The sequence below is a fragment of the Bacillus sp. UNC438CL73TsuS30 genome (genome assembly GCF_000482325.1).
GTDB lineage: Bacteria > Bacillota > Bacilli > Bacillales > Cytobacillaceae > Neobacillus.
The window spans coordinates 1,357,999-1,379,411 of record NZ_KI535295.1; the positions used below are offsets into that span (position 1 = coordinate 1,357,999).

The 21,413-nt window shown below is 36.1% G+C and carries 25 protein-coding genes and 1 pseudogene; 15 read left to right on the forward strand and 11 right to left on the reverse strand.

What is annotated here, in order from left to right:
- Window positions 1-194 precede the first annotated feature (194 nt).
- Window positions 195-407: a transposase gene (locus M028_RS32235; protein ID WP_081810801.1), complete on the reverse strand. Its 213-nt coding sequence runs from the start codon at window positions 405-407 to the stop codon at window positions 195-197.
- Window positions 408-751: 344 nt separating this feature from the next.
- On the opposite strand from M028_RS32235, the gene M028_RS0120630 reads away from it, so the two are divergent.
- Window positions 752-1,204: a GNAT family N-acetyltransferase gene (locus M028_RS0120630; RefSeq protein ID WP_026575558.1), complete on the forward strand. Its 453-nt coding sequence runs from the start codon at window positions 752-754 to the stop codon at window positions 1,202-1,204.
- 223 nt (window positions 1,205-1,427) lie between these two features.
- Here M028_RS0120630 and M028_RS32240 read toward each other — a convergent pair whose 3' ends face one another.
- Entirely contained in the window at window positions 1,428-1,547 is a 120-nt protein-coding gene (locus tag M028_RS32240) for a YjcZ family sporulation protein (RefSeq protein WP_081810802.1), read from the reverse strand.
- Between the two features lie 24 nt (window positions 1,548-1,571).
- Window positions 1,572-1,694 carry a YjcZ family sporulation protein gene (locus M028_RS32245; protein ID WP_081810803.1) on the reverse strand — a complete coding sequence of 41 codons (123 nt, stop codon included), beginning with the start codon at window positions 1,692-1,694 and terminating at the stop codon, window positions 1,572-1,574.
- Window positions 1,695-2,180: 486 nt separating this feature from the next.
- On the opposite strand from M028_RS32245, the gene M028_RS0120645 reads away from it, so the two are divergent.
- The 5 genes from M028_RS0120645 to M028_RS0120670 all read left to right on the forward strand — a co-directional run bounded on the left by M028_RS0120645 (window position 2,181) and on the right by M028_RS0120670 (window position 7,927).
- Window positions 2,181-2,756, forward strand: coding sequence for an NAD(P)H-dependent oxidoreductase (locus M028_RS0120645; protein ID WP_026575559.1), 576 nt, complete (start codon window positions 2,181-2,183; stop codon window positions 2,754-2,756).
- Between the two features lie 206 nt (window positions 2,757-2,962).
- The gene (gene shc, locus M028_RS30565; RefSeq protein WP_035424416.1) at window positions 2,963-4,867 is read left to right on the forward strand and encodes a squalene--hopene cyclase; all 1,905 of its coding nucleotides are present in this window, start codon (window positions 2,963-2,965) and stop codon (window positions 4,865-4,867) included.
- A 134-nt stretch (window positions 4,868-5,001) separates the two neighbouring features.
- Window positions 5,002-5,547, forward strand: a complete 546-nt coding sequence (locus tag M028_RS0120655) for an HXXEE domain-containing protein (protein WP_026575560.1) — start codon at window positions 5,002-5,004, stop codon at window positions 5,545-5,547.
- 110 nt (window positions 5,548-5,657) lie between these two features.
- Complete coding sequence (locus M028_RS0120660) at window positions 5,658-6,560, forward strand: TIGR01777 family oxidoreductase (RefSeq protein ID WP_026575561.1); 903 nt, start codon at window positions 5,658-5,660, stop codon at window positions 6,558-6,560.
- Window positions 6,561-7,429: 869 nt separating this feature from the next.
- Window positions 7,430-7,927, forward strand: coding sequence for an AAA family ATPase (locus tag M028_RS0120670; RefSeq protein ID WP_026575563.1), 498 nt, complete (start codon window positions 7,430-7,432; stop codon window positions 7,925-7,927).
- A 203-nt stretch (window positions 7,928-8,130) separates the two neighbouring features.
- Here the strand turns inward: M028_RS0120670 and M028_RS0120675 are convergent, their stop codons facing one another.
- Window positions 8,131-8,544, reverse strand: a complete 414-nt coding sequence (locus tag M028_RS0120675; protein WP_026575564.1) for a VOC family protein — start codon at window positions 8,542-8,544, stop codon at window positions 8,131-8,133.
- 322 nt (window positions 8,545-8,866) lie between these two features.
- A complete protein-coding gene (locus M028_RS33975; RefSeq protein WP_331280324.1) occupies window positions 8,867-8,992 on the reverse strand; it encodes a hypothetical protein in 126 nt (41 codons plus the stop codon).
- On the opposite strand from M028_RS33975, the gene M028_RS32250 reads away from it, so the two are divergent.
- Window positions 8,977-9,312, forward strand: a complete 336-nt coding sequence (locus tag M028_RS32250; protein ID WP_331280325.1) for a hypothetical protein — start codon at window positions 8,977-8,979, stop codon at window positions 9,310-9,312. The two genes, M028_RS33975 and M028_RS32250, sit on opposite strands and share 16 nt — an antisense overlap.
- Window positions 9,313-9,592: 280 nt before the next feature.
- Here the strand turns inward: M028_RS32250 and M028_RS0120690 are convergent, their stop codons facing one another.
- A complete protein-coding gene (locus M028_RS0120690; RefSeq protein ID WP_026575565.1) occupies window positions 9,593-9,907 on the reverse strand; it encodes a hypothetical protein in 315 nt (104 codons plus the stop codon).
- 320 nt (window positions 9,908-10,227) lie between these two features.
- Between M028_RS0120690 and M028_RS0120695 the strand changes: the two genes are divergently transcribed.
- Window positions 10,228-10,782, forward strand: coding sequence for a GNAT family N-acetyltransferase (locus M028_RS0120695; RefSeq protein WP_026575566.1), 555 nt, complete (start codon window positions 10,228-10,230; stop codon window positions 10,780-10,782).
- Between the two features lie 120 nt (window positions 10,783-10,902).
- Here M028_RS0120695 and M028_RS30570 read toward each other — a convergent pair.
- The 3 genes and pseudogenes from M028_RS30570 to M028_RS0120710 form a co-directional block, all read right to left on the reverse strand.
- Window positions 10,903-11,430: pseudogene (locus M028_RS30570) on the reverse strand (permease).
- Window positions 11,427-11,909: a hypothetical protein gene (locus M028_RS0120705; protein WP_026575567.1), complete on the reverse strand. Its 483-nt coding sequence runs from the start codon at window positions 11,907-11,909 to the stop codon at window positions 11,427-11,429. The pseudogene M028_RS30570 and the gene M028_RS0120705 overlap by 4 nt, the downstream one beginning before the upstream one ends.
- Entirely contained in the window at window positions 11,902-12,243 is a 342-nt protein-coding gene (locus M028_RS0120710; RefSeq protein ID WP_026575568.1) for a PadR family transcriptional regulator, read from the reverse strand. The genes M028_RS0120705 and M028_RS0120710 overlap by 8 nt, the downstream gene beginning before the upstream one ends.
- A 266-nt stretch (window positions 12,244-12,509) precedes the next feature.
- Between M028_RS0120710 and M028_RS30575 the strand changes: the two genes are divergently transcribed.
- A complete protein-coding gene (locus M028_RS30575) occupies window positions 12,510-12,980 on the forward strand; it encodes a DUF3231 family protein (RefSeq protein ID WP_331280326.1) in 471 nt (156 codons plus the stop codon).
- 133 nt (window positions 12,981-13,113) lie between these two features.
- Here the strand turns inward: M028_RS30575 and M028_RS33415 are convergent, their stop codons facing one another.
- Window positions 13,114-13,269 carry a hypothetical protein gene (locus tag M028_RS33415; RefSeq protein ID WP_197031437.1) on the reverse strand — a complete coding sequence of 52 codons (156 nt, stop codon included), beginning with the start codon at window positions 13,267-13,269 and terminating at the stop codon, window positions 13,114-13,116.
- Between the two features lie 617 nt (window positions 13,270-13,886).
- Here M028_RS33415 and M028_RS0120730 point away from each other — a divergent pair.
- From M028_RS0120730 to M028_RS0120740, 3 genes are all read left to right on the forward strand, one after another.
- Complete coding sequence (locus M028_RS0120730) at window positions 13,887-14,534, forward strand: alpha/beta hydrolase (protein WP_026575569.1); 648 nt, start codon at window positions 13,887-13,889, stop codon at window positions 14,532-14,534.
- Between the two features lie 186 nt (window positions 14,535-14,720).
- On the forward strand, window positions 14,721-15,338 hold the full coding sequence (locus M028_RS0120735; RefSeq protein WP_026575570.1) for an NUDIX hydrolase: 618 nt from the start codon (window positions 14,721-14,723) through the stop codon (window positions 15,336-15,338).
- A 220-nt stretch (window positions 15,339-15,558) separates the two neighbouring features.
- Window positions 15,559-16,077 carry a YfiT family bacillithiol transferase gene (locus M028_RS0120740; protein WP_026575571.1) on the forward strand — a complete coding sequence of 173 codons (519 nt, stop codon included), beginning with the start codon at window positions 15,559-15,561 and terminating at the stop codon, window positions 16,075-16,077.
- Between the two features lie 731 nt (window positions 16,078-16,808).
- On the opposite strand, the gene M028_RS0120745 is transcribed toward M028_RS0120740, so the two are convergent.
- Window positions 16,809-18,317, reverse strand: a complete 1,509-nt coding sequence (locus M028_RS0120745; RefSeq protein ID WP_026575572.1) for a COG4705 family protein — start codon at window positions 18,315-18,317, stop codon at window positions 16,809-16,811.
- A 446-nt stretch (window positions 18,318-18,763) separates the two neighbouring features.
- Here M028_RS0120745 and M028_RS0120750 point away from each other — a divergent pair, with 446 nt between their 5' ends.
- From M028_RS0120750 to M028_RS0120765, 3 genes are all read left to right on the forward strand, one after another.
- Window positions 18,764-19,381, forward strand: coding sequence for a DedA family protein (locus M028_RS0120750; RefSeq protein WP_035424238.1), 618 nt, complete (start codon window positions 18,764-18,766; stop codon window positions 19,379-19,381).
- A gap of 219 nt (window positions 19,382-19,600) precedes the next feature.
- Window positions 19,601-20,080 (forward strand): CBO0543 family protein, encoded by a 480-nt coding sequence (locus M028_RS0120755; protein ID WP_026575574.1) that lies wholly within the window; start codon window positions 19,601-19,603, stop codon window positions 20,078-20,080.
- A gap of 661 nt (window positions 20,081-20,741) precedes the next feature.
- Window positions 20,742-21,206, forward strand: a complete 465-nt coding sequence (locus M028_RS0120765; RefSeq protein ID WP_026575576.1) for a CoxG family protein — start codon at window positions 20,742-20,744, stop codon at window positions 21,204-21,206.
- Window positions 21,207-21,413: the final 207 nt, after the last annotated feature.

Here is a 21,413-nt window from a genome sequence, read left to right on the forward strand (position 1 = left end):
AATCAAGTGCTCATTCGGACAGCTTCTAAGTAACCAAGAATCATCGTGTCCGAATCAAGAGTTCATTCGGACAGCTTTGACTTAGCCAAGGGCAATCGTTAATTTGCATTTCTTTAAAAGGCTCCATGTTAAAATCATTAGTAGATAATTTGAAGCATTCGATGCCCTATTGCAACGAGTGCTTTTTTCTTTCCTCATCGTGCAGCTATGTACCAATATTTTGTAGCTAACCATCGATTTCTACACCTAGAAACAGCCCAAGCAGCTTCACATAAGACGGATTTAATATGTGGTTTTTCTTTTACAGCTCGTGTGCTATATCTTTTGCATGCACTCTCGTTGTTTCCAAGGGAAATTCCTGCCCAAGATGCAAGGTGCTGAGAAGTTGGAAATAGTGTTACTAACATGTTTAGATCCGTATGGTGATAAATGATTTTAGGAAATGGGATACTCAAGAAAGAAGTTAAAGTGTGACTTAATTCGATTTGCTGAAAGACCTTCTAAGGTGAGAATTTAGAGAAAGTTGATGTTAAGGTAAATGAGAACTAAAACAATTATGATTTTTCACTAAAGGGTTGCGTTACTTGTAGAATCGGCTGCCATTATTGAGGGCTTTTTTGATATTCAACTAAATGGGTAGTTTAAATCATATATATGAGAACCAACGAGGACAGTCTAATATGAATTAATGGTAGAATTGTATTAACGATGCGACTGGTCAGTAGTGATTTTTATAAAGGAGTTGTAAGAAGTGAAATATCGTAAAGCAAATATCGATGATATTGATCAATTGGTGGAGTTAAGAAAAAAGCAATTAGTTGATGAGGGTATAGAGCCTAATATAGATATTGATAGAGAACTAGATGATTTCTTTAAAAATAAACTCAGCGATGGTACTTTAATTCAATGGTTAGTGGAAGATCATGAAGAAATTATAGCTTGTGGTGCCGTGATTTTTTATGAATTTCCTCCTAGTTACACCAATAAGACTGGAAAAAAGGCTTATATCACCAATATGTATACGAATGAAAATTATCGTGGGCAAGGAATTGCCACAAAACTGTTAACGAAATTAGTTGATGAAGTAAAGAGTTCAGGTATTTCAAAAATATGGCTTGGGGCTTCAAAAATGGGGAGACCAGTGTATAAGAAGTTTGGTTTTACGGAAACGGATGAATTTCTAGAATTAAATATTATTAAATAATTTGTAAAGTATAACACTTAAATGCTGTACTAGATCTTCTCGCATTCCCTATCGCAAAATTTTTCGCTAAAGTTGGAGTATTCGAGTTCAAGAAAATGAGACCAAAACATTTTTACAAATTGTCAGTGGTAACAGGACGTTAATGGATAACAACTTATTGAAGTAACACGTTAAAAAAGTCCCGATAAAGGGACTTTTTCCTGCTCTATTCATCTTATTCCTCCTAGTACATCATAAATGATGCACCAACAATGATAAGAAGGATGAACAATACTACGATTAACGCAAAACCAGAAGTAGCTCCGCCACTCATGTTTAAACACCTCCAGCCTAAATGATTCATTCCGCTAGAACGTGTAATGATTTATTAATAAAAACAAGCTGCACCAACAATAATTAGAAGGATAAACAATACTACGATTAACACGAAAGTGCTACCTCCGTAAAAACCACCTCCGTAGCCATAGCCTCCATAGCCTCCAAAGCACATACTTATCACCACCTGTTAGAATGTCCGAAATAAACTTTTCACTATGTATAATATTTCATAAGACAAGAATCGCTTGGACAAATATCATATTGAGAAGGAAAAATATATAATTTACCTATAAATGCAAAGAAACGTCTGCTTTATTGGCAAACGTCTCTAGATGAAAGGGTAATGGAATATGACTGGTTTGGTGTAATAATAATATATGTACAAGATAATGAATGGAATGGACAAGGGCTGATTTTTTTACGAATTAATTCTTGGTATGTACTAAAAATTTCTTCAAATTAGGCCTACCGATTGGGTACTCAAGTTAAACTGATGCATAGTCTAGAGTGTATCCGAAAAGCCATAGCCTTGCTTAGCACATAGACTTGTCACAAAGACAGTCTCAATCACCAAAAGCCGCTAGTAGGGCTTTTTTGTATTTATTAATCCTTTCGACGTAATAAAAGACTACTCTTCAAGAAAAATGGAGGGATCCATATGACAACCTTAATTATATATGCCCACTCAAACAAGGATAGCCTTAATCATGCGATTTTAGAGAACGTCGTGAAAGGGTTAAAGGAAGCCAAACGGAAATTTGAATTAATTGACTTATACGCGGAGAAATTTGATCCTGTTTTAGTCATCGATGAGCAGCACAAACCTAGGGATTTAATCCATGATCCATATACTGAAAAATATCGAAATAAAATTGAGCAGGCTAATCAGTTAATTTTCATTTACCCGATTTGGTGGTATGGTGTACCAGCCATTTTAAAAGGATTTTTTGATCGCGTCTTTGTTTCTGGATTTGCGTATAAACACCACGGAAAATTTCCTAAAGGCTTATTGAAGAATAAATCAGCATGGGTTATTTACACCATCGATTCTCCCTCTTTATTTATTCGATTGTTTAGAAAAAATGTAGAATGGATCGTAGTCCGAAATTACATTTTAAAGTTCTGCGGCATTAAAAATATCAAAAGAACCCGGCTGACGTCCGTTAAACATTCTACCTATGAGTCCCGGCAGAAATGGCTTCAAAAAATCTACCATCTCGCAAAAGCGATTTGAAAAATATGGGATAGTCTCATCTGGAATTCCTAGCAACTTATTTTTTAATTTTTTTTTTACACCTGAGAAAGAGTCCAGCAAAAACGCCATCATCCTTTTTCAACGTTCATTTTAAGTGCATCAGTCATCCCCATCAATGGAATGCATATTCATATTGCTCTCGGAATATGAATACTAAGATGAATATGAGGGAGAGGATGGGTCATATGAAGCATCGGGTATATCAGGAAATGAACAGAATCGCTAACCAGTTAGTCCAGGACCAATCAGAGGACGGGGCCTGGCATTATCCTTTCGAGACCGGGATCGCAATGGACTGCAGTATGATAATCTTATTACGGACATTGGAGATAAATGACGAGGAATTCATAAAAGAATTGGTGAAACGGATCGCTGGAAAACAGCAGGAAGATGGATCATGGAAGCTGTTTCATGACGAGGAAAAAGGAAATCTGACATCCACTGTGGAAGCTTATTATGCCCTTCTTTATTCTGGCTACCGGAATCGAAATGACCCGGAAATCCAGGCGGCCAGACGGTTTATTATGACCAATGGAGGGGCCGCTGAAGTCCATATGTTTTTGAAAATCATGTTGGCCATAACAGGACAATGTGCGTGGCCGCACTTCCCCATTAATATTGAAGTGATGCTTTTACCAGATTCTTTTCCCATCAATCTTTTTGACCTATCCGTGTACGGAAGAGCGAACATTATCCCTTTTTTAATTCTCGCCAATACGAATTTCCGTAAAAGAACTCCTCGATCGCCCAATCTCTCCGATTTGTTTCAAAAAAAAGCTGTTCGTTTTTTTACAGAGGATCAAGCAGAAGAGGCCCGCTCGGTGATCAAATGGATTAAACAGGGGATTAAGGGTCTGAAATCCCAAGTAAATCTTCGCGAATTGGCATTATATCGTGCCGAAAAATATATGCTAGACCGAATCGAACCGGATGGCACCTATTTAAATTATTTCAGCACTACTTCTCTCATGATTTTTGCCTTACTGGCGAGGGGGTATCAAAATACACATCCGGTAATTACTCGTGCCGTACAAGGATTAAAAGCGATGACCTGCCGTATTGACGGAGAACTTCACTGCCAGTACACGACGGCATCGGTCTGGAATACGACTTTAATCAATTATGCTCTGCAAGAATCCGGAGTTCCTTATTCATCTAACACTGTACAAAAGGCAAATGATTACATTCTCTCCCGTCAGCATCTCAAATACGGGGATTGGGTCATTCATGAACCAAACCTGTTACCGGGAGGTTGGGGGTTTGCAGACATGAACACGATCCACCCAGATATTGACGACACAACAGTTGCACTGAGGGCGATACGAACTTTGGCCACAAAGCAAGTGGATTACCGGCATGCATGGGATCGTGGAGTAACCTGGCTCATTTCCATGCAAAACAATGACGGAGGTTGGGCGGCATTCGAAAAGAATGTGGATAAGAAAGTGTTGAATTTGTTACCGATAGAGGGTGGAAAAGATTTATTGATTGATCCGTCGACGGTTGATTTAACGGGAAGGACTTTAGAGTTCTTCGGAAACTATACCCATTTGGATCATCACCATCCCATGGTGAAGCGTGGGATTCGTTGGCTGTTGCGGCATCAAAATTCAGATGGTTCCTGGGTGGGGCGATGGGGCGTGTATATTTATGGCACATGGGCGGCTGTAACGGGAATGGTTGCAGTTGGAGTTTCCACGAATCATCCAGCTATTCAAAAGGCTCTAACTTGGTTGCGGAAAATTCAGAATCCCGACGGGGGGTGGGGAGAATCCTGTAAAAGTGATATCAAAAATTGTTATGTGCCGTTGGGCGAAAGTACCCGCACACATACCGCTTGGGCCCTTGACACACTCATTTCGGCCGCAACTGGAGTTACACCTGAAATTGAAAACGGTGCAGCTTTTTTAGTGGATAAGAAGGAAAAGGATTGGACGACGACCTACCCAAAAGGAAGGGGAATGGCAGGATCCTTTTATCTCAATTATCATTGTTATGAATATGTTTTTCCATTGATTTCCTTGGCCCATTATCAAAAATTAGCTGGTGGGCAGCTCCTAACGGATTTGTCAAACAAGGATTTTAATTAAGGATTTGTGTATTTAAAAACTCTTGAGTGCCTTTGGCATACTTTTATATTCTGTCCCATAAAATGAACAAACCACAACAGACGGCAGTCTTGGAGAAAAACGAAATCTTACCTACTAAAGGAGGCAGACAAAAGATGCTAGGGGCGCTCCACCAATTTTTGGATCTTAAAACGTTAATTTGGTTGTTTCCCATCATTTTCATTTTCCATGACTTAGAAGAGATCATAACCATTGAATCTTCCATGAATGCAAACAAAAACAGTTTTCAAAAGGCTTCCTTCGTCAAGCTAGCATTAAAAATGAGGGAAAAACTAGGTTCGACCGCTGCCCAGCTTGCTGTTTCGGCTACATGGATTTTACTGATTATCTCATTCACTACAGTGATGACCACCCATTTCTCATTAAACGGTGGGGGTTTTCTTTTATATATAGCAATTCTCAATTTATTTATTCTGCAGGTGATCATGCATATTGTTCAGTCCATCTTTTTCAAGGGTTACACACCTGGCATCATAACGGCACTATTCCTCCTCATCCCTTACTGTCTTATTACATATTACAGTTTGTTCGAAAGTGGCCTGATAAACTGGCATTTAATTTTTGCCAGTCTCCCCGTCAGCCTGTTCATGATCCCGATTTTTCTTGTGGGCAATATCTTAGGCCGTTATTTTATTCACTAACTGGCCCCTGATTTCTTTTACTTAGGATTGGATTCGAATTAAATGGTTACTGTTCCTCAATCAACGACAAGTTAGTCAATTATAAAATAGTAGTTGCAGGGGGGATTAAATTGCATGTTGTTATAACTGGTGGAAGTGGGTTTGTGGGTCAAGCCTTGACTCACCTGTTGATTCAAAAAGGCCATCGAGTAACCATATTAACACGTCTTTCCGATCATAAAAGAACAAGTGAGTTCGTTCATTATGTTAATTGGCTTTCTGCAGACAATCAACCTGAAAACGAACTTAAGGGTGTCGATGCAATGGTCAATTTAGCCGGGGAACCAATCGGCAGCGGACGGTGGACCCAAAGTAAAAAGGAGGCTATTTTGAATAGCCGTCTCACAGCCACCAAAGAAGTAATTCGAATTTTGAGACATCTTAATCCAAAGCCAAAAGTTCTTGTTAACGCTTCAGGTATAAGTTACTACGGTATGTCAGACTTCAAAACATTTAATGAGACCACCAAAAGTGATGCAAACGATTTTTTGGCCGAAGTTGTAAAGCGTTGGGAGAAAGAAGGGGAAACGGCGAAAGAATTAGGCGTTCGAACGGTCTTCGCTCGTTTCGGTATAATTCTGGGTCAAGAGGGTGCCTTACCGCGAATGGTCCTACCATATAAATTAGGAATTGGGGGGACAATTGGCAGTGGGAAGCAATGGATTTCCTGGGTGCACATTCAAGATGTAGTTGAGATGGTTTACTTTGCCATGATTAAGCCTGAAGTAGAAGGACCGATGAATGTGACCTCGCCTAATCCAATACGCATGTCATCATTCGGACAGTCCATTGGAGACGTCCTTCACCGCCCACATTGGCTCCGTGTGCCTGGGGTTGCATTAAAAGTAGCACTTGGTGAAATGAGTCAGGTGGTATTAAAAGGGCAGCAAGTACTCCCTCAAAAAGCACTTTACCACAATTACACCTTTCAATTTACAGAAGTAAAAAGTGCACTTTCTGATATTCTAAGTTAACGATATATTTGCGCCGGTAGGAAGAAGGAGATTTATAATTAGCTTTAGTATTGCAATTATTTTAGGAAGTATTGCCTTATCTATTCAACCGTATCCCTTGGGCCACTTGGGCTTAGGAAAATCATTTCAAAAAGTATACTATTTGAAGGGTCGCTGCTGCGACCCTTTTTCTTATGCAGCTATTGTGGTAGTTTAACGGAAAAAGACTTTAGAGAATTAATTCCATAATTGGAGAATAAAATAAGTGTGAAATGATCTAATTTCATTAAGGTGGATATAAACTATGGTCTTGTGCGTTATTTCTATTATTGTATTTAATTTAATAGTTTATAAAATGAATAAACGTCTTACGAAAAATCAAATGGTTCACATATGGACATTTACAATCATATTGCTTACATGGGCTGATATATATATTGATGAAAAGACTGGAGGTTATTGGTATTTTTACAAAGGAATTGAGTGGCGTAATTTCTTAGTATATACACTATTAATTCCACCAGTGAATGTTATTTTTTTGAATTGGTATCCCTTCAACACTTCTAGGTTAAAAATGTTCCGTTACTTTGTTTATTGGATTATATTTATTACCGCTTATGAGTCAATATCATTGTTACCTGAACCTTGGGGGTTTTTCCATTATGGTTGGTGGAATATAGTATATTCAATAATGTGCGACCCTGTATTACTACTCATTTTATTAAAGTATTATAAATGGATATGTAAAATTGAAAAAAGAAGTTAACGTTTATTGCATTAATGGAGCTTTGTGAAACATTATACTTAATGGGTGCAAGAGTTGTAGATCAAGTTGTCATTGTGGCAGCTTTTTCTTATTTAAACTAAAATAAGCGGGGGTGTTAAAAAATATGAAACAAATGGGGACGCTATACTTCTTCTGTGGAAAAATGGGAGCTGGAAAATCAACTAAATCAAAACAATTGGCGATAGATAAACATGCGGTACTGTTGTCTGAGGATGAATGGCTTTCATCTCTTTATCCCAATCAGATTACCTCATTTGAGGACTATCTAAAATTCTCAGCACAGCTCAAGCCGATGGTCAAAAAGCATGTTCAAAACATATTAAGTGTCGGTACAGATGTAGTAATGGATTTTCCAGCTAACACTCAAAAACTACGAAAGTGGTTTTTGGATATGGCGTCAGAGGTCAATGCAAGCCATCAACTAGTTTTCCTTAATCTAAATAACGAGCAATGCTTACGCCAAATTGCACAAAGGCGGCACGAACAACCCGAAAGAGCAGCTTTTGACACGGAAGCGGTATTTATTCATGTTACTAAATTTTTTGAAGCACCAGAGGCATCTGAGGGTTTAACTATTTTAGAGTTTAGCGGAAAAGAATAACAAGGAGTTCAATGATTCTTTTACGTTAATATCGAAGCTGTTGACAATCCATTAGATTTTGCAAGGAAAGTCAGAAGAGCGTTAAGGAGCTAACGATTCCAAGAGTTGTAGATCGATGAATGGACCTGCAGCTCTTTTTTTTATTGTGTTGAACGGGTCAGGTTAACCAAAGAAGCGAATGATGTAGACTTCATCTGAATAGACTAGTCTTCTATGTACTGACGCTCACAAAGGAGCATCCATGACGTTCCAAACCTGTCTCTCAGCTGAGCAAAACGTAAAGCGAAAAATGTTTCTTCCATGGGCATAAAGATTTCTCCTCCTTCAGAAAGCAAGGTATAAAGCCTCTCCGCCTCTTCTGCACTGGAAACCCTGAGTGTCAGATAGACACTCCGCATAGGCTCTGCCTTTGGGATGTCGGCTCCCCTTAGTATGGTGTCCCCAATCTCGATGGTAGCATGCAAAATGTCGTTTTCCCTACCTTCCGGAACGTTCGTCGGATCTGGCAGTTGTTTGAAAGCCATCATTGATGTTATTCTTCCTCCGAGATGCTGTTCATAAAAATGAAAAGCCTGTTCGCAAACTCCTGGATAATTGACGTAGATATCGAGCTTCATTAAATAATCTCCCTTTTTCATTTTGGTCGTTGGTCTTGAAAGATACCTTATAATTCAGTATAAACTAATGGAATATGAAATGCCTATATAACTATGGATTATATGAATTCGATATGAAGGTGAACAACGTCTTCAAAATTGACAGTGCTTCGCAATTGGGGGATATGCTTCAATAAAGAAGAAGCACCAATTCCTTATGGTAGTAAAGGCAAGGGTGCATGATTTATAGGTAAAAACACATTTTGCTGAAACAAGTTTATAGGTTAATAACCAATGCATATGATGATTTGAAAATAACATTAAGGAGTGCATTTTATGAATCCTAGTCATCTACATCTGTACTATAACATTCCATATAGTCAAGATGCTTATCTATCTGCATCTCCATTCCAAACAGATTACTATTCGCCCCTTGATCCAAGACAATTTGGCGTGACTCAGCCTCCAACTGCACCGCCACCTAGTCATCATGTTCCGCCTGGACCGCCACCTGGTCATCATGATCCAGAAGCTGGACCACCAACATCGCCACCGCCATCAGTTGTTCCTCAACAAATGCACCAAGCAGGAGCATATGCGGTAGACCCCGGCAGTATGATTAGTTGTTTACACAGATACACGTATGTATGGCTAAGAGGTCGTGAGCAATTTTGGTTCTATCCAACATTTATTGGTCGAAACTCTGTTTCAGGATATCGCTGGACTGGACATAGATGGGTTAATTACGGTATTAGCCTTAGACAAATTCAATCGTTTACTTGCGTTTAATAAGGTTTTGTAATTGAATTCAAACCAGCTTGTGTAGGGAAGGAATAAAGCCCAATAAAACAATTAATCTTATTTCAACTAAAGTAGATATAGTCTATCTCAAAACAAAACAGATGTTGTAAAATTGCACTTACAATAAATGGTGCAAAAGCTTAAAAATCCAGCTGCCATCATGGTGGCTTTTTCTTATAGCACTAACTAGCAGTTTAATTGAACAATCTGCAATAGCTATTCATCAATCAGACCTTTTTGCAACATTTACATTGAACAGAGCCTGAAATTAAATTTCTATCCCGTTTTCTATATAGATTGTGTTTTGTAATCCGGTATGTTTTACCACATATTCAAATATATTTTTTGCTGTGTCTCTGATTATCTCGCTTAGACCTAAGTTATCAAAAACGCGTGCATAGCAGCGGATAATCAACGTATCATTTTCTTCTAACAGATGATAATAGACGGTTTCCTTATGTATTTTTGAAAAACTGTTAATAAATAGATATTCATCTGTTGGTTCGATTCCTTTTAACAGAAGTTCCTTTTGAACGATTCGTTTTATATCAGCGATTTGATTCTGTGATAAATTTATTCTCATACCAGCCCACCAGCCTATTTATTTATCAGCATTTCACATTTTTATTATACGAAAAACGAGATTATCTGTCACAAAAGAATTGGATTGCAGCAATAATCCCAATTTAACTGGACAGGATAGTTAGAGAAGAATACATCGATAAGTGACCAAGTTGACAATAGTATCATTGGAATCTATATTCAATAAACATAAAGTTAACGTAATGTTTATAGTGGTGATATTTTATAGATAAACGCATGCGAATTGGGGAACCTTAATTGGGGACATTTTTGCTACTATCGGAGAGGTTCATTAATAAAACGAGGTTAGAGGAGGTTAAAATGGAGAAACAGGCTGATTTATTTCATTCATTGGAGGGGGAAAGAATCTATTTCAAAGCCCTTAGGGTAGAGGATGTTCAAGAAATACATCATTTTGCATCAGATCAACAAGTTTCACGATTTATTGGCTGGAATTTGATGAATAGTTTAGAGGAATCTCGTCAGCACATTGAAGTAATGTTAAACCGTGAGTCGGTAGGTACTCATTTATATTCCTCCATCGTTGAAAAATTAACACAAGCAATAATAGGGACAGCCATGATTTTCAATTTTGACAAGGAAGCAAACAAAGCTGAAATTGGTTATGTGTTACATAAACAATATTGGGGTAAGGGGTATGGCACAGAGATTGTTGCATTGATGAGTGATTTTGCATTTAAATCACTTAATCTTCATAAACTCCATGCCATGGTCGTTCATGCCAATATTGGCTCTGCACGGATACTTGAAAAGAATAGATATGAGTTAGAAGGAAGATTAAAGGACCACTATTTTATAGAGGGTAAGTATTATGATGCATTACTTTTCGGCAAAATTACAAACATGGAAACTTAGCTTTCCTATGGGATAAAATGAAGATCTTTGTTGACCATGATGTCAATAAAATATAGTCCGTTGTAGGTGCTGTCACAATATAATCTGTGATTGAGTGGCTAAAGATGTATCGATCTAAATCTAAACGTCTTTAGTTCTATCATACTTTAATAATTGTCGATGCTTATAAAATTTCTCAAAAATAATACCTATTAAATAGAAAAATAACAAACCAAAACAAATGTGAATGAGTGAAAATTTAACTCCAAATGAAGCAAATTCATATACAATAACCGGTAATTTTGCAGTTGTCCAAACTCCTAAAAAAAATACAATATAGCGCATGCTTGCTCCTTTTTTTAATAATAGTGCCGCAATTGGAAAAGCTACGTAGAGAGGTCCAGCTGCAATTACTCCTAATAATAGGGAGAACAAAATGCCATAGATGCCGGATTATTCTCCCATATATCTTATAAGTGTTTCTTTCTCCACCCATTTGTCAAGTAAACCTACAAATAGTAAGACAGGAGGGAGTAGAAACAGCATATCTAAAATGCTTTTTCCAGTTAATTGAAATGCGTTCCATCCCACCGATTGGTTTATAAAAGTAAGGATAATGAGCCCAAATAATAAAATGAAAAAGAAACGATACCTTTTTAATTCATTCATCCCATCACCACCCAAATAATATATGAAAATAGTAGAGACATTACTACTGCAGATACATTGCGAGAATAGGCAAAGCTTCGTCCAAATATCTTTTGTTCCATTGGTAAAGTTGTGATTCCTACGGACATTAATGTAGACATTAATACAGCTACTTGAGGGAGTCCTGCACCATTTTGGACTAATGTGTGTCCAAGAGGAAATACAACAAAGCTTGGAACTAGTGCAATAGAACCAATTAATGCTGAATAAACAATACCTGTCAATCCAGATTTTTCTCCAATGATTGAAGAAATTAAGGATGGAGTTAATATAGATAGTGATAGCCCAACGAAAAGCATAATGGATAACATGTCAGGTATAATATTACGAAAGCTTTTCCATGACTTTAATAGAGCATCTCTAGTTTTATTTCGATCTTTTATAAAAGAAATACTGAGAAGAATAATAGCCATAGCGTAAAGAATAGCACCATTAATCATGATTAGACTCCTTCCATTCTTTGTATTTATTTAAGAAAAATGATAAGTTCTTCATTTTTTCTTCTATATCTATTTTAAAATCTTCTAATTTTCTTTTTCCACCTGTAGTAATTTTGTACATTTTTATCAGCTTCTCTTGATTAGATGTGTCCAAATAAGACTCAACAGCACCTTCTTTCTCTAATGTTTTTAATGTGCGATAAAGAATGGCACTATCAATTGGATTGAGGGGAAGCTCTTCTTCACATTTCTGCAGGAGTTTCCCTCCATAGCTATCTCCCTCTGTTAAAAACAGCAAAAGAAATGCACCTGTATGTCTCCCTGTATGTTTCATAAAATATATAACCTCCAGTTTAAATGTGAATTTTTGGTAATTTCTTACTGTTAATAACAGTATACTGTTATTAGCAGTAATATGTCACCAACAGAATGCCTTTTTTAAGAATTTTTTGTTCAATTTTTCAGTTTCAGCTTATTTAGGGTTAGTTGGATGGTAGCTTAATAAAAGAATTACAGTCCCATCTCATGTGATGGCGGAACGAGCGGGGATATTGTTAAAAGGAATCCATAGATATCACCTATGACATAAATGTACGTCATTTGCATGCATTAGAGATTGCGCATCTATACGATAATATTGAAAATAATGTAACCAGCAAAGCACTTATTATGGCGTTTGCACAAGTGGCAAAAGATGAGGAGGTTCGGAAACTATTCGAATGGGGGCGGGAATTGACATCTGAAAATGTCCAAGGGTCTATGCAGAAACTTCACAAAGAAAATTTGCCTACACCTTCTTTCCTGGACGATTTAGTAACAACATCCACTTTTTCTCCCTTTTCTGATAAGATCATGCTATTCCATAAAATGGACATGTTTGCCATGAAAATAAGGGCATTTGGAAATGCGGTAGCGGTAGATGGTAGGCATGATATAGCGTTCATGTATACAACCGATTTAATGAAAATTGGAAAGTTTGTAGATAATGCAGCAAAATTAATGGTTAAGAAGGGGTGGATGGAACAGCCGCCTATGTCAGTAGAAAGGGGAAAATTGTCTTCTGAATCATAATATGAAGTCATAGTTCAAAAAGTAAGGCCCTCGAATTCAACAGAGCTCCGAGGGCGTTATACAACAACGTATTAACTTTTATGATACATTCGCTTACTCAATTTTTTAAATTTATAAATCGTGGTTAAGAATCCTAAACAGCAGCGATGAAGCAAGAATCGTTGAAATAGATAACCTCTGAAAGGATTTTGTTACCCTGAATTTTCTCGAAAGTTTCTCTTGCTTCTCTTTCTGTGTCAAACTCAAACATTCTAGTATGTTCTTTTGAATGGACAGTTATTACCCACATTAAAAAAATCCCCCAATTAAAAGATAAATTTATACCCCTGTGTACTGTGAATGGATAAGTGACTAAAGAAGCGATTGAAGTGAATAGGAGTATGGTTAACTCTAACAAGGACGATTATAACATCCTCATATCGTTATGCCGAGTGTAATTGTTACAATTTATTGACATTTTTTATATTTCAAGATTCATATTTTTACCTATATTCCCCATACGGGAGCAGAAGAATGTTATTCCACAATTGGGCCAGAATGTGGAATAACATAATAAATTGTGTCGGGAAGATTTTGAAGAAATTTAGTTAAGCTAACGGGGCAGTTGAAGAAGGAATTGGGGTTTTATGGTAAAATATTATCATTACTTTTTCTTTGTTACAGGTGATGTTTAGATTGAAAAACATTAGGGGGCTTAGTTGTTGTGGGGAAAATTAAAAATATGACTCTAACGATTTTTCTGTCTCTATTCTTACTTATATTTCTCACTGTGTTTATATACATAATGTATAGTTCGGGAGCCAGTCCATTAATAATTTTAGGCGTTTTAATTTTGGGCATAATTCTTTTTTATCTTGGACTTATGTAGATTTCTGTAGAATATTAAAAGTTTCGGAGGGGAAATTGATGAACGTAAATAAAAAGGAGATACAAACAAACGACAAAGCGATTAGTTACACACATATAGAAACAGGTTCCAAAACGATTTGCTTTATGTTTTCAGGTTCAGGTTACAATTACGATAAGCCCCTATTTTATTATGCAACTATGACGATGCTTCAAAACAAAATTGATATTGTTCATATCCATTACTCCTATGAAGAACATTTCTTAAAAAAATCTCTTGAAGAAGTATCCAAAACAATGGTGGATGATATTAACCCTATAATTTCGGAAGTCCTTAAAAACGGTCAATACAGCGAAAAGATTTTTTTAGGAAAATCGCTTGGAACAATTCCGATTGCTAATGACCTTATGAAAAGAGATGAATTTTTAAATGCCACAATGATTTTACTCACTCCTCTGTTAAAGTTTGACTTGATTTTTGATGCAATTTTGAATAGTGAACATCAAGGGTTATTAATTATCGGGGATAATGACCCTCATTACAATATCGATCAAATTGAGGAATTAAGTAAATCAAATTTACAGATAGAGGTTATTCAAAATGCAAATCATCACTTGGACATCGGAGAATTTGAGACAACAAATTCCATTTTCGCTTTATCAAGGGTGATGGAAAAACTCCTAGAAACTGTTAGTCCCGAAAAGTAATGTTTTGCGAGGCACATTGTGAAGAAATATACTTAAACTAACGGGTGCTTGAGTTTAAGAGCGGAAGCTGTCATTGAGGCAGCTTTTCTTATTTCATTAAAGGGGAGTTTAGTTGAATAAGAGGAAGTTTAATTTTTATATAAAGTAAGGTAAAATTAGGTAAAATCAATTGGTGGTGAATAATGATTGGAACCTAAATGGTTAGAATGGGCAAAACAGCTTCAATCTATTGCACAAGCAGGGCTAACTTATTCTAAAGATGTTTATGACTTGGAAAGATTTGAATTAATTAGAAATATTAGTGTTGAGATTTTGACACAGCATACAAATATGGACAATAAAATTATAAAAGAACTATTTGCAAATGAAACAGGGTATGCAACCCCTAAAGTTGATATTAGGGCTGTTGTATTTAGAGCAAATAAAATATTAATGGTGAGAGAAACCAATGATGGAGATTGGTCGTTACCTGGAGGTTGGGGCGATATTGGATTAACTCCAAGTGAAGTTGCAGTCAAGGAAGTAAAAGAAGAATCAGGGTTTGATGTCAAAGCGATAAAATTAATAGCAGTACTCGATAAGAAATGCCATCCTCATCCACCTTCTCCATATCACGTTTATAAAATGTTTATCCAATGTGAAATCATTGGCGGGCAACCAAAAGAAGGTATTGAAACAGATGCAGTGGAATTTTTCGCGGAAAATGAACTACCACCTTTATCGATAGCTAGAAATACAGAATCACAAATTCAACTAGCATTTAAACATTTGCATAATCCACAAGAACCTGTATATTTTGATTGATACTCCAAGTTTAATGCCCCCAAGTTGTTCAACGATCGGGTGCAAGAGTTGAAGATCCAGCTGCCATTTAGGCGGCTTTTCTTATTGGATTAACGAACAGTGTAGGTGAAAACCTATATAGGTAAAGGATTTAAAGGAAATGATGTAGAATTACATATTTTTAAACATTTCATTTAATTAGCAAAAAAATTTACATGGCACTTTATAGGAGGAAGAGTAGATGGATATGAAATATCCAATTGGAAAATTTCAATTTAATGGTGAGATTACTAACAACATTACAAAGGATTGGATAAATGAGATTGAAAGTTTACCAAGATTATTAAGAGATGCTGTAAAAGACTTAGATTATGAACAGCTTGATACACCTTATCGTTCAGGAGGGTGGACTGTTCGACAAGTAATACATCACCTTGCGGATAGTCATATGAATGCCTATGTTCGCTTTAAATTGGCTCTTACAGAAGAAAAGCCTGTAATTAAGCCCTACGAAGAAACTAAATGGGCGGAACTTTCTGATTATAAATTACCAATTGATATTTCACTATCTCTTCTAGATACATTACACCAACGCTGGACAAACCTTTTACGAAGTCTAAGTCCAGCTGATATGGATAAGACATTTATCCACCCAGATTCGGGTGAAGTTTCAATAGGTAAAAATATAGGAATCTACGCTTGGCACGGGCGACATCATCTTGCACATATTACTTCTTTGTGTAATCGTAAGGGCTGGTAATGGACTTTATGAACGATTACACTTAAAGTACGGGTGCAAGAGTTGAAGATATGAGCTGTCGTTTGACAGCTTTTCTTTTTGTGCTACCGTGGCAGAATAGGTGAAGAAGAGATGATATTACTCAGCTATATAAATATAGAAAAAAAAATCCATCCTCACGACTCATAAGGATGGGTGAAACCAGTGCCAAATTTATAATATAATTCCCTTGATCATTTTTCACATTTAATTTTTACTTAGTTTCTTTTTTCCGTGATTTTATACATGATATAGACACCCATATTGATAAAACAATGGATAGGACTCCAGTAAATTCATAACTTAACCGATAAATAGGGTTTATAAATAATTCATAGGTACCATATAAAAAACCTAAACAAATGAAAATAAGGTCTATTATTGAAATCTTCATTTTCAGCTCCTTAACTTTTAAGCCTTTACCATAACCTACCATATTATCCGATAAATAATTTAAATTTGTGACCGTAAAATTTGAATCCAAGTTCTTTTAGAAAAATTCTTCATTATATGTCCAACCAAATCTTTATATATTTGCATTTTCTATTCAACCAGTCATTTTAACAGTTTTTCTTATGCACTAAAGTGGCAGTCTGGTTTAAGTGTAATCTTTCACCTTCTATAAAAGCTCTTAACAATGGCTTTTCGCTTTTGACAATTAAAAGGGGGGGGCTTATAAAAAAGGAACCGCTTTTGCGATTCCCAAGGACTTTCTATCTATTTGCATCATTTATTATACTGAGCGAGTTGGTAAGTGAAGATTTTGACTTGCTGACATCAGGGCTTGATGAACGAACGGCAGCCAACACTACATCAATGGTTCCATCGATTTTTGTCCAGGAGGTACCATCTATTTTCCTAAGTTTAGGCTCTGCTTGATCCCATTGATGTTCCAAATCATCCGCACTTTTCTTCGCTAAAGAAAAGTTATGGGAGTTAACATCTTTTAGCATAGTATTTTCAATTGTAGCGAAAGCTGTTAATTGTCCAACTAATGTTGTTGAAGAAGCATTCGCAGATAATTTATTTGCGGTGTTTAGGACGCTAAGCGAATTGTTTAGTGCAACTTTAGACTTGCTCGCATCTGGATTGGCCGAACGAGCAGCTGCTAATACAACGTCAATCGTACCGTCAATTTTAGTCCACGTGGTGCCATCGATTTTTCTAAGCTTAGCTTCTGATGTGTCCCATTGATGTTCTAAATCATCCGCATTTGTTTTAGCCGAACTAAAGTTATTTGAGTTTACTTCCGTTAGCATATCATTTTCAATTTTAATAAATCCTGTTAATTGTCCACCTAATGAAGCTTGTGAAGAAACTGTTTGCGATGCTATTGCATTACTTCTCCACACATAACCGCCTATACCAACAATTAAGAAAATACACAGTGCCGCAATGGTTTGAGTCATAACATTTTTCTTACTTCCATTTGTTGGGCCTGTTTTCCCTGTTTCGCTCTTTGCATTTATATCAATTTTTGTAACAGCGAGAAAAACTATAATCGCTAAGATAGCTACAAGAAAAATGACACTTGTCACAGTAGTACCCAACCCTAACCCGCCATTAACTTTTGGTTGAGAAAGGAAATCTCCTATTGATGCTCCTAGAGGGCGAGTCAAAATATACGCAATCCAAAATGCTAGTACACCATCAAGTTTCATTTTCCATGCCACGAAAATACAAGCAATGATTATAATGACTGTTATTCCTGTATTCAGATAACCAAGACCGAGTTGTTCGGAATATAAATCACCGACTGCAGTTCCGAGTGCAAAAGTGAAGAGAATGGTAAGCCAATAGAAAACTTCTCTTTTCCTTGTGAAAATGGAGTGTATTGAGAGAGTTTTTTCACTTAAATACCAGAAAAGAAATGTTAATCCTAGTAGTACGGAGAATACCGCCGTGCTAATTTCAAGAGGTACTCCAATACCGTCTGTCAAATTATCTGTTACCAATGTTCCAAATACGCTTATAAGCACAACTGTTAGCCAATAAATGCCTGGAACGTATTTCGTTGCTCTAAATTGAAGAAATAACATAATGAAAAAAGCGATTCCCATAATGATGGTAGTGTTAGTTAAACCAAGTCCTAGATTGAAATTAAGAAAATCAGCAAATGTTTCACCAACAGTGGTACATAAAACTTTGATAATCCAGAAGAAAATCGTCACTTCTGGTACCTTGTTAAGTAAAATTTTCATTTTGTTTTTGTTCGTTTCCATACGTAATTTCCTTTCTTAAAGTGGTTTTCCGCAAACTTAACTTTAATACCGCTGTCTCTCAAACAGTAGTTGCCATAATTTTAATGATCCAAAAAGAGTATTGTTCATTGCTGTATTTATTGACATCTGTTGTCCTGTGTTCCGCAAACATCGTTAATTCAACCACTAGTAAGTTTTTTACCAGAAAACCTTATCTCTTTTTTTGAAAATAATCATTATTAATACTCCTTTTTCGATTGAAGTTATAATTAACAATTTAAACTATACGATATTGTTTTGGAGTAATTATTAAGAATCAATTAAACATACGTTAACTGTCTATTAAGCTCTATAGAAAATTGAGTAATGTTTTCGCTATAAATTGCATTTTTTATGGCAAACTGTTATATATTTATTGTCTAAATTTTCACCATACACAATTTCATAAATATAAGGGAGAATTTAAAGTGAGCATTTTACATCAATTAGGGGACATAGCAATAAACTGGATTAATTCAATTGGATATTGGGGCATCCTTTTAGGAATGATTTTGGAAAGTGCTTGTATACCAATTCCAAGCGAAGTCATCATGCCTTTTGGGGGCTTTTTGGTTTCAACAGGGCAATTAAATATGGTAGGCGTTATTTTGATTGGAACACTTGGCAATATCATTGGGTCTTTAATTGCCTATGCAGTGGGATATTGGGGTGGGAAAAGATTTATCGAACGATTCGGGAAGTACGTATTTTTGTCAAAAAAACACTTGGAATCTGCTGAAAAATGGTTTGACAATCGGGGAGAAATCACTGTATTTGTTTCACGTATTTTACCTGCTATTCGTACATTTATCTCCTTACCAGCTGGAATTGCCCGTATGACCCTTGGGAAGTTCTTAATTTACACAACCATCGGGAGTGTAATATGGTCTGGGTTCTTAACATATGTAGGATATATGTTAGGGAAAAACTGGGGAAACATTCAAAACTTCTTACATCCTATTGCTTATTTGGTTGCAGTTATTGTTTTTTTCATTATAGTTTACCTAGCTATAAAAGTAATAAAAAGTAAAAAGGCATCAGCTTAGCATTAATGATGGATATTTAAGGACATTTTAATTTTGTCCTTTTGGCCATCTACCGACTGAAGTGTTTTTTAAAGCAATCACAGGCATCATAGTTAATGATGTTTTAACTTATCGTTCCGCGGGATCGGAACGATTTGCTCAACTATTAAGCAAATAAAAAGAGAAACTTCTGATAATCCTATGAAAGTAACTTTTACATAAGAAATCAGGTGTTTTTCCATGTGGTACTGGTATTTAATTGTCTCAGCTGTAATTTTCACGTGGGTTGCTTGGAAGGTTCCGAAACAACTTCCTCCATTGGAGTACTATGCTACGGTTGCAACATGTCTATTCATCGCAGAAGTGGCAGACAGATGGACAGATAGATACAGCCTATATGAATTTTGGGTAAGAAAATACATTGATATACCTACAACCTTTATGATTTTATTTATCTATGCTCCTGCTGCGGTTATCATGATAAGCTGGTATCCATTAAATGGCAGCTGGAAAAAGAAAATTACGTATATTCTGGTATGGTCAATCTTTTCTAGCTTCTATGAATGGACATATTTAAAGATGGGATATTTATATTATCCACATTGGAAATGGTGGCACTCAGCTATTTCCTACCCGTTCCTTTATGGATTCATGTTTTTGCATTTGAAATTCGTCCACTGGTTAAGAGAAACGTCTAGGCAAACTAGTAAGCCTAATTGAAATATTGTTCTTAAACTAATGGGTGCTTGAATTTAAGAAGGGGAGGTTGCTGTGGCAGCCTTTTTTTATTGAGCAAACGAAGCAGTTTAGATCAACAAAGAGAATGAAAAAATTTCCGAATTAAAAAAATAAATTGCATTGTACAATACTTTTGTTCATAACAAAGATAAAGTTAGCTTTGACAAATATTCAAGACAAAACAAAAATGGAGTAAAACTTTATGACCACAAAAAAATTAGCCATCTCTTTATTTATTACTGTAATTCTTACCGTAGTTATTCGTGCTATATTTCGTGCCAATGGCATTCACAATTTTTTTAGCGAAAATTCAGTTGGGGGATTCTTAATATATTTGGTAATTTATTCATTGTGTTATTTATTCTTTAAAAGGCAGTCTGATAAATAATACTTATATATTAGATAAATCAATTAATTGATAGCTTTCCCTTCACAGCTTCGGTGGTATTGTTACGGCAATTATCGCTTGCTTCCATTAGGAAATGGACGTTCTTGCTTTTACATACCAAATTTATTCATCACAAGCGCCCTTATTTTCTCCCACTTGGTGTTAGGCCCAATTTTTATAATGCCTTTCCAAACGACGAAACAAACATATAAATATATGAAGATCCTAAAATTGAAATGGAAAGAAGGAAAATGAATGCCAAGCGGGATGTATCAAGTTGAGGTAAATTTACCAATCAATGAGGTTTGGAATTTTGTTAAGGATATGGATAACTGGGCGCCGCTTATTCCTGGATATATTCAACATCGTAAATTTACAAACCGTCAGTCTACGTGGGAATTTTATAGTATCATCGGATTCATTAAGAAAAAGATTAGCCTAATGGTAACCATAAAGGAATGGATTTCACCGACAAAGGTTACTTTTAACTTAAAAGGGGTAAATGAGAATTTTTCAGGCGAAGGATATTTCCTTGCAGAAGGAATAGATCAAAATAAGACAAGGATGACATTTTCTCTTGAGATTACTGCTGGAGGTGCAATGGGAGGAATGGTTAATAAGTTTTTAAAATCTTACTTACCGAAAGTAACGGAAGAAATGGCAATTGCTATCTCTACAAAATTGGAAGAGCTTCATAAGGCAAGACGTAGAACAACCTGATATATAGGTGTTTCTTTTTTGATGACAGGATTATTCATGCCGTTTTTCTCAAGTTAAATTAGATTGGGTTGCTGAGGCAGCCTTTTTTGCTTGATCTTCTAACGGCAGTTTACTTGAAGAAGGAAATTGACTTTTCTTGCTGTTGAAGTAAAGAATCAGGAAAGGTTAAGGAAGGGAATTTATACTAAAATAAAGAAGTAGTATTAA

Bases quoted from the DNA above. Each gene is read 5' to 3' on its own strand.
- M028_RS32235 (WP_081810801.1), bottom strand. From the start codon at position 407: ATGTTAGTAACACTATTTCCAACTTCTCAGCACCTTGCATCTTGGGCA.
- M028_RS32240 (WP_081810802.1), bottom strand. From the start codon at position 1,547: ATGAATCATTTAGGCTGGAGGTGTTTAAACATGAGTGGCGGAGCTACT.
- M028_RS32245 (WP_081810803.1), bottom strand. From the start codon at position 1,694: ATGTGCTTTGGAGGCTATGGAGGCTATGGCTACGGAGGTGGTTTTTAC.
- M028_RS0120645 (WP_026575559.1), top strand. From the start codon at position 2,181: ATGACAACCTTAATTATATATGCCCACTCAAACAAGGATAGCCTTAAT.
- shc (WP_035424416.1), top strand. From the start codon at position 2,963: ATGAAGCATCGGGTATATCAGGAAATGAACAGAATCGCTAACCAGTTA.
- M028_RS0120655 (WP_026575560.1), top strand. From the start codon at position 5,002: ATGCTAGGGGCGCTCCACCAATTTTTGGATCTTAAAACGTTAATTTGG.
- M028_RS0120670 (WP_026575563.1), top strand. From the start codon at position 7,430: ATGAAACAAATGGGGACGCTATACTTCTTCTGTGGAAAAATGGGAGCT.
- M028_RS0120675 (WP_026575564.1), bottom strand. From the start codon at position 8,544: ATGAAGCTCGATATCTACGTCAATTATCCAGGAGTTTGCGAACAGGCT.
- M028_RS0120690 (WP_026575565.1), bottom strand. From the start codon at position 9,907: ATGAGAATAAATTTATCACAGAATCAAATCGCTGATATAAAACGAATC.
- M028_RS0120695 (WP_026575566.1), top strand. From the start codon at position 10,228: ATGGAGAAACAGGCTGATTTATTTCATTCATTGGAGGGGGAAAGAATC.
- M028_RS0120705 (WP_026575567.1), bottom strand. From the start codon at position 11,909: ATGATTAATGGTGCTATTCTTTACGCTATGGCTATTATTCTTCTCAGT.
- M028_RS0120710 (WP_026575568.1), bottom strand. From the start codon at position 12,243: ATGAAACATACAGGGAGACATACAGGTGCATTTCTTTTGCTGTTTTTA.
- M028_RS33415 (WP_197031437.1), bottom strand. From the start codon at position 13,269: ATGTGGGTAATAACTGTCCATTCAAAAGAACATACTAGAATGTTTGAG.
- M028_RS0120730 (WP_026575569.1), top strand. From the start codon at position 13,887: ATGAACGTAAATAAAAAGGAGATACAAACAAACGACAAAGCGATTAGT.
- M028_RS0120740 (WP_026575571.1), top strand. From the start codon at position 15,559: ATGGATATGAAATATCCAATTGGAAAATTTCAATTTAATGGTGAGATT.
- M028_RS0120745 (WP_026575572.1), bottom strand. From the start codon at position 18,317: ATGGAAACGAACAAAAACAAAATGAAAATTTTACTTAACAAGGTACCA.
- M028_RS0120755 (WP_026575574.1), top strand. From the start codon at position 19,601: ATGTGGTACTGGTATTTAATTGTCTCAGCTGTAATTTTCACGTGGGTT.
- M028_RS0120765 (WP_026575576.1), top strand. From the start codon at position 20,742: ATGCCAAGCGGGATGTATCAAGTTGAGGTAAATTTACCAATCAATGAG.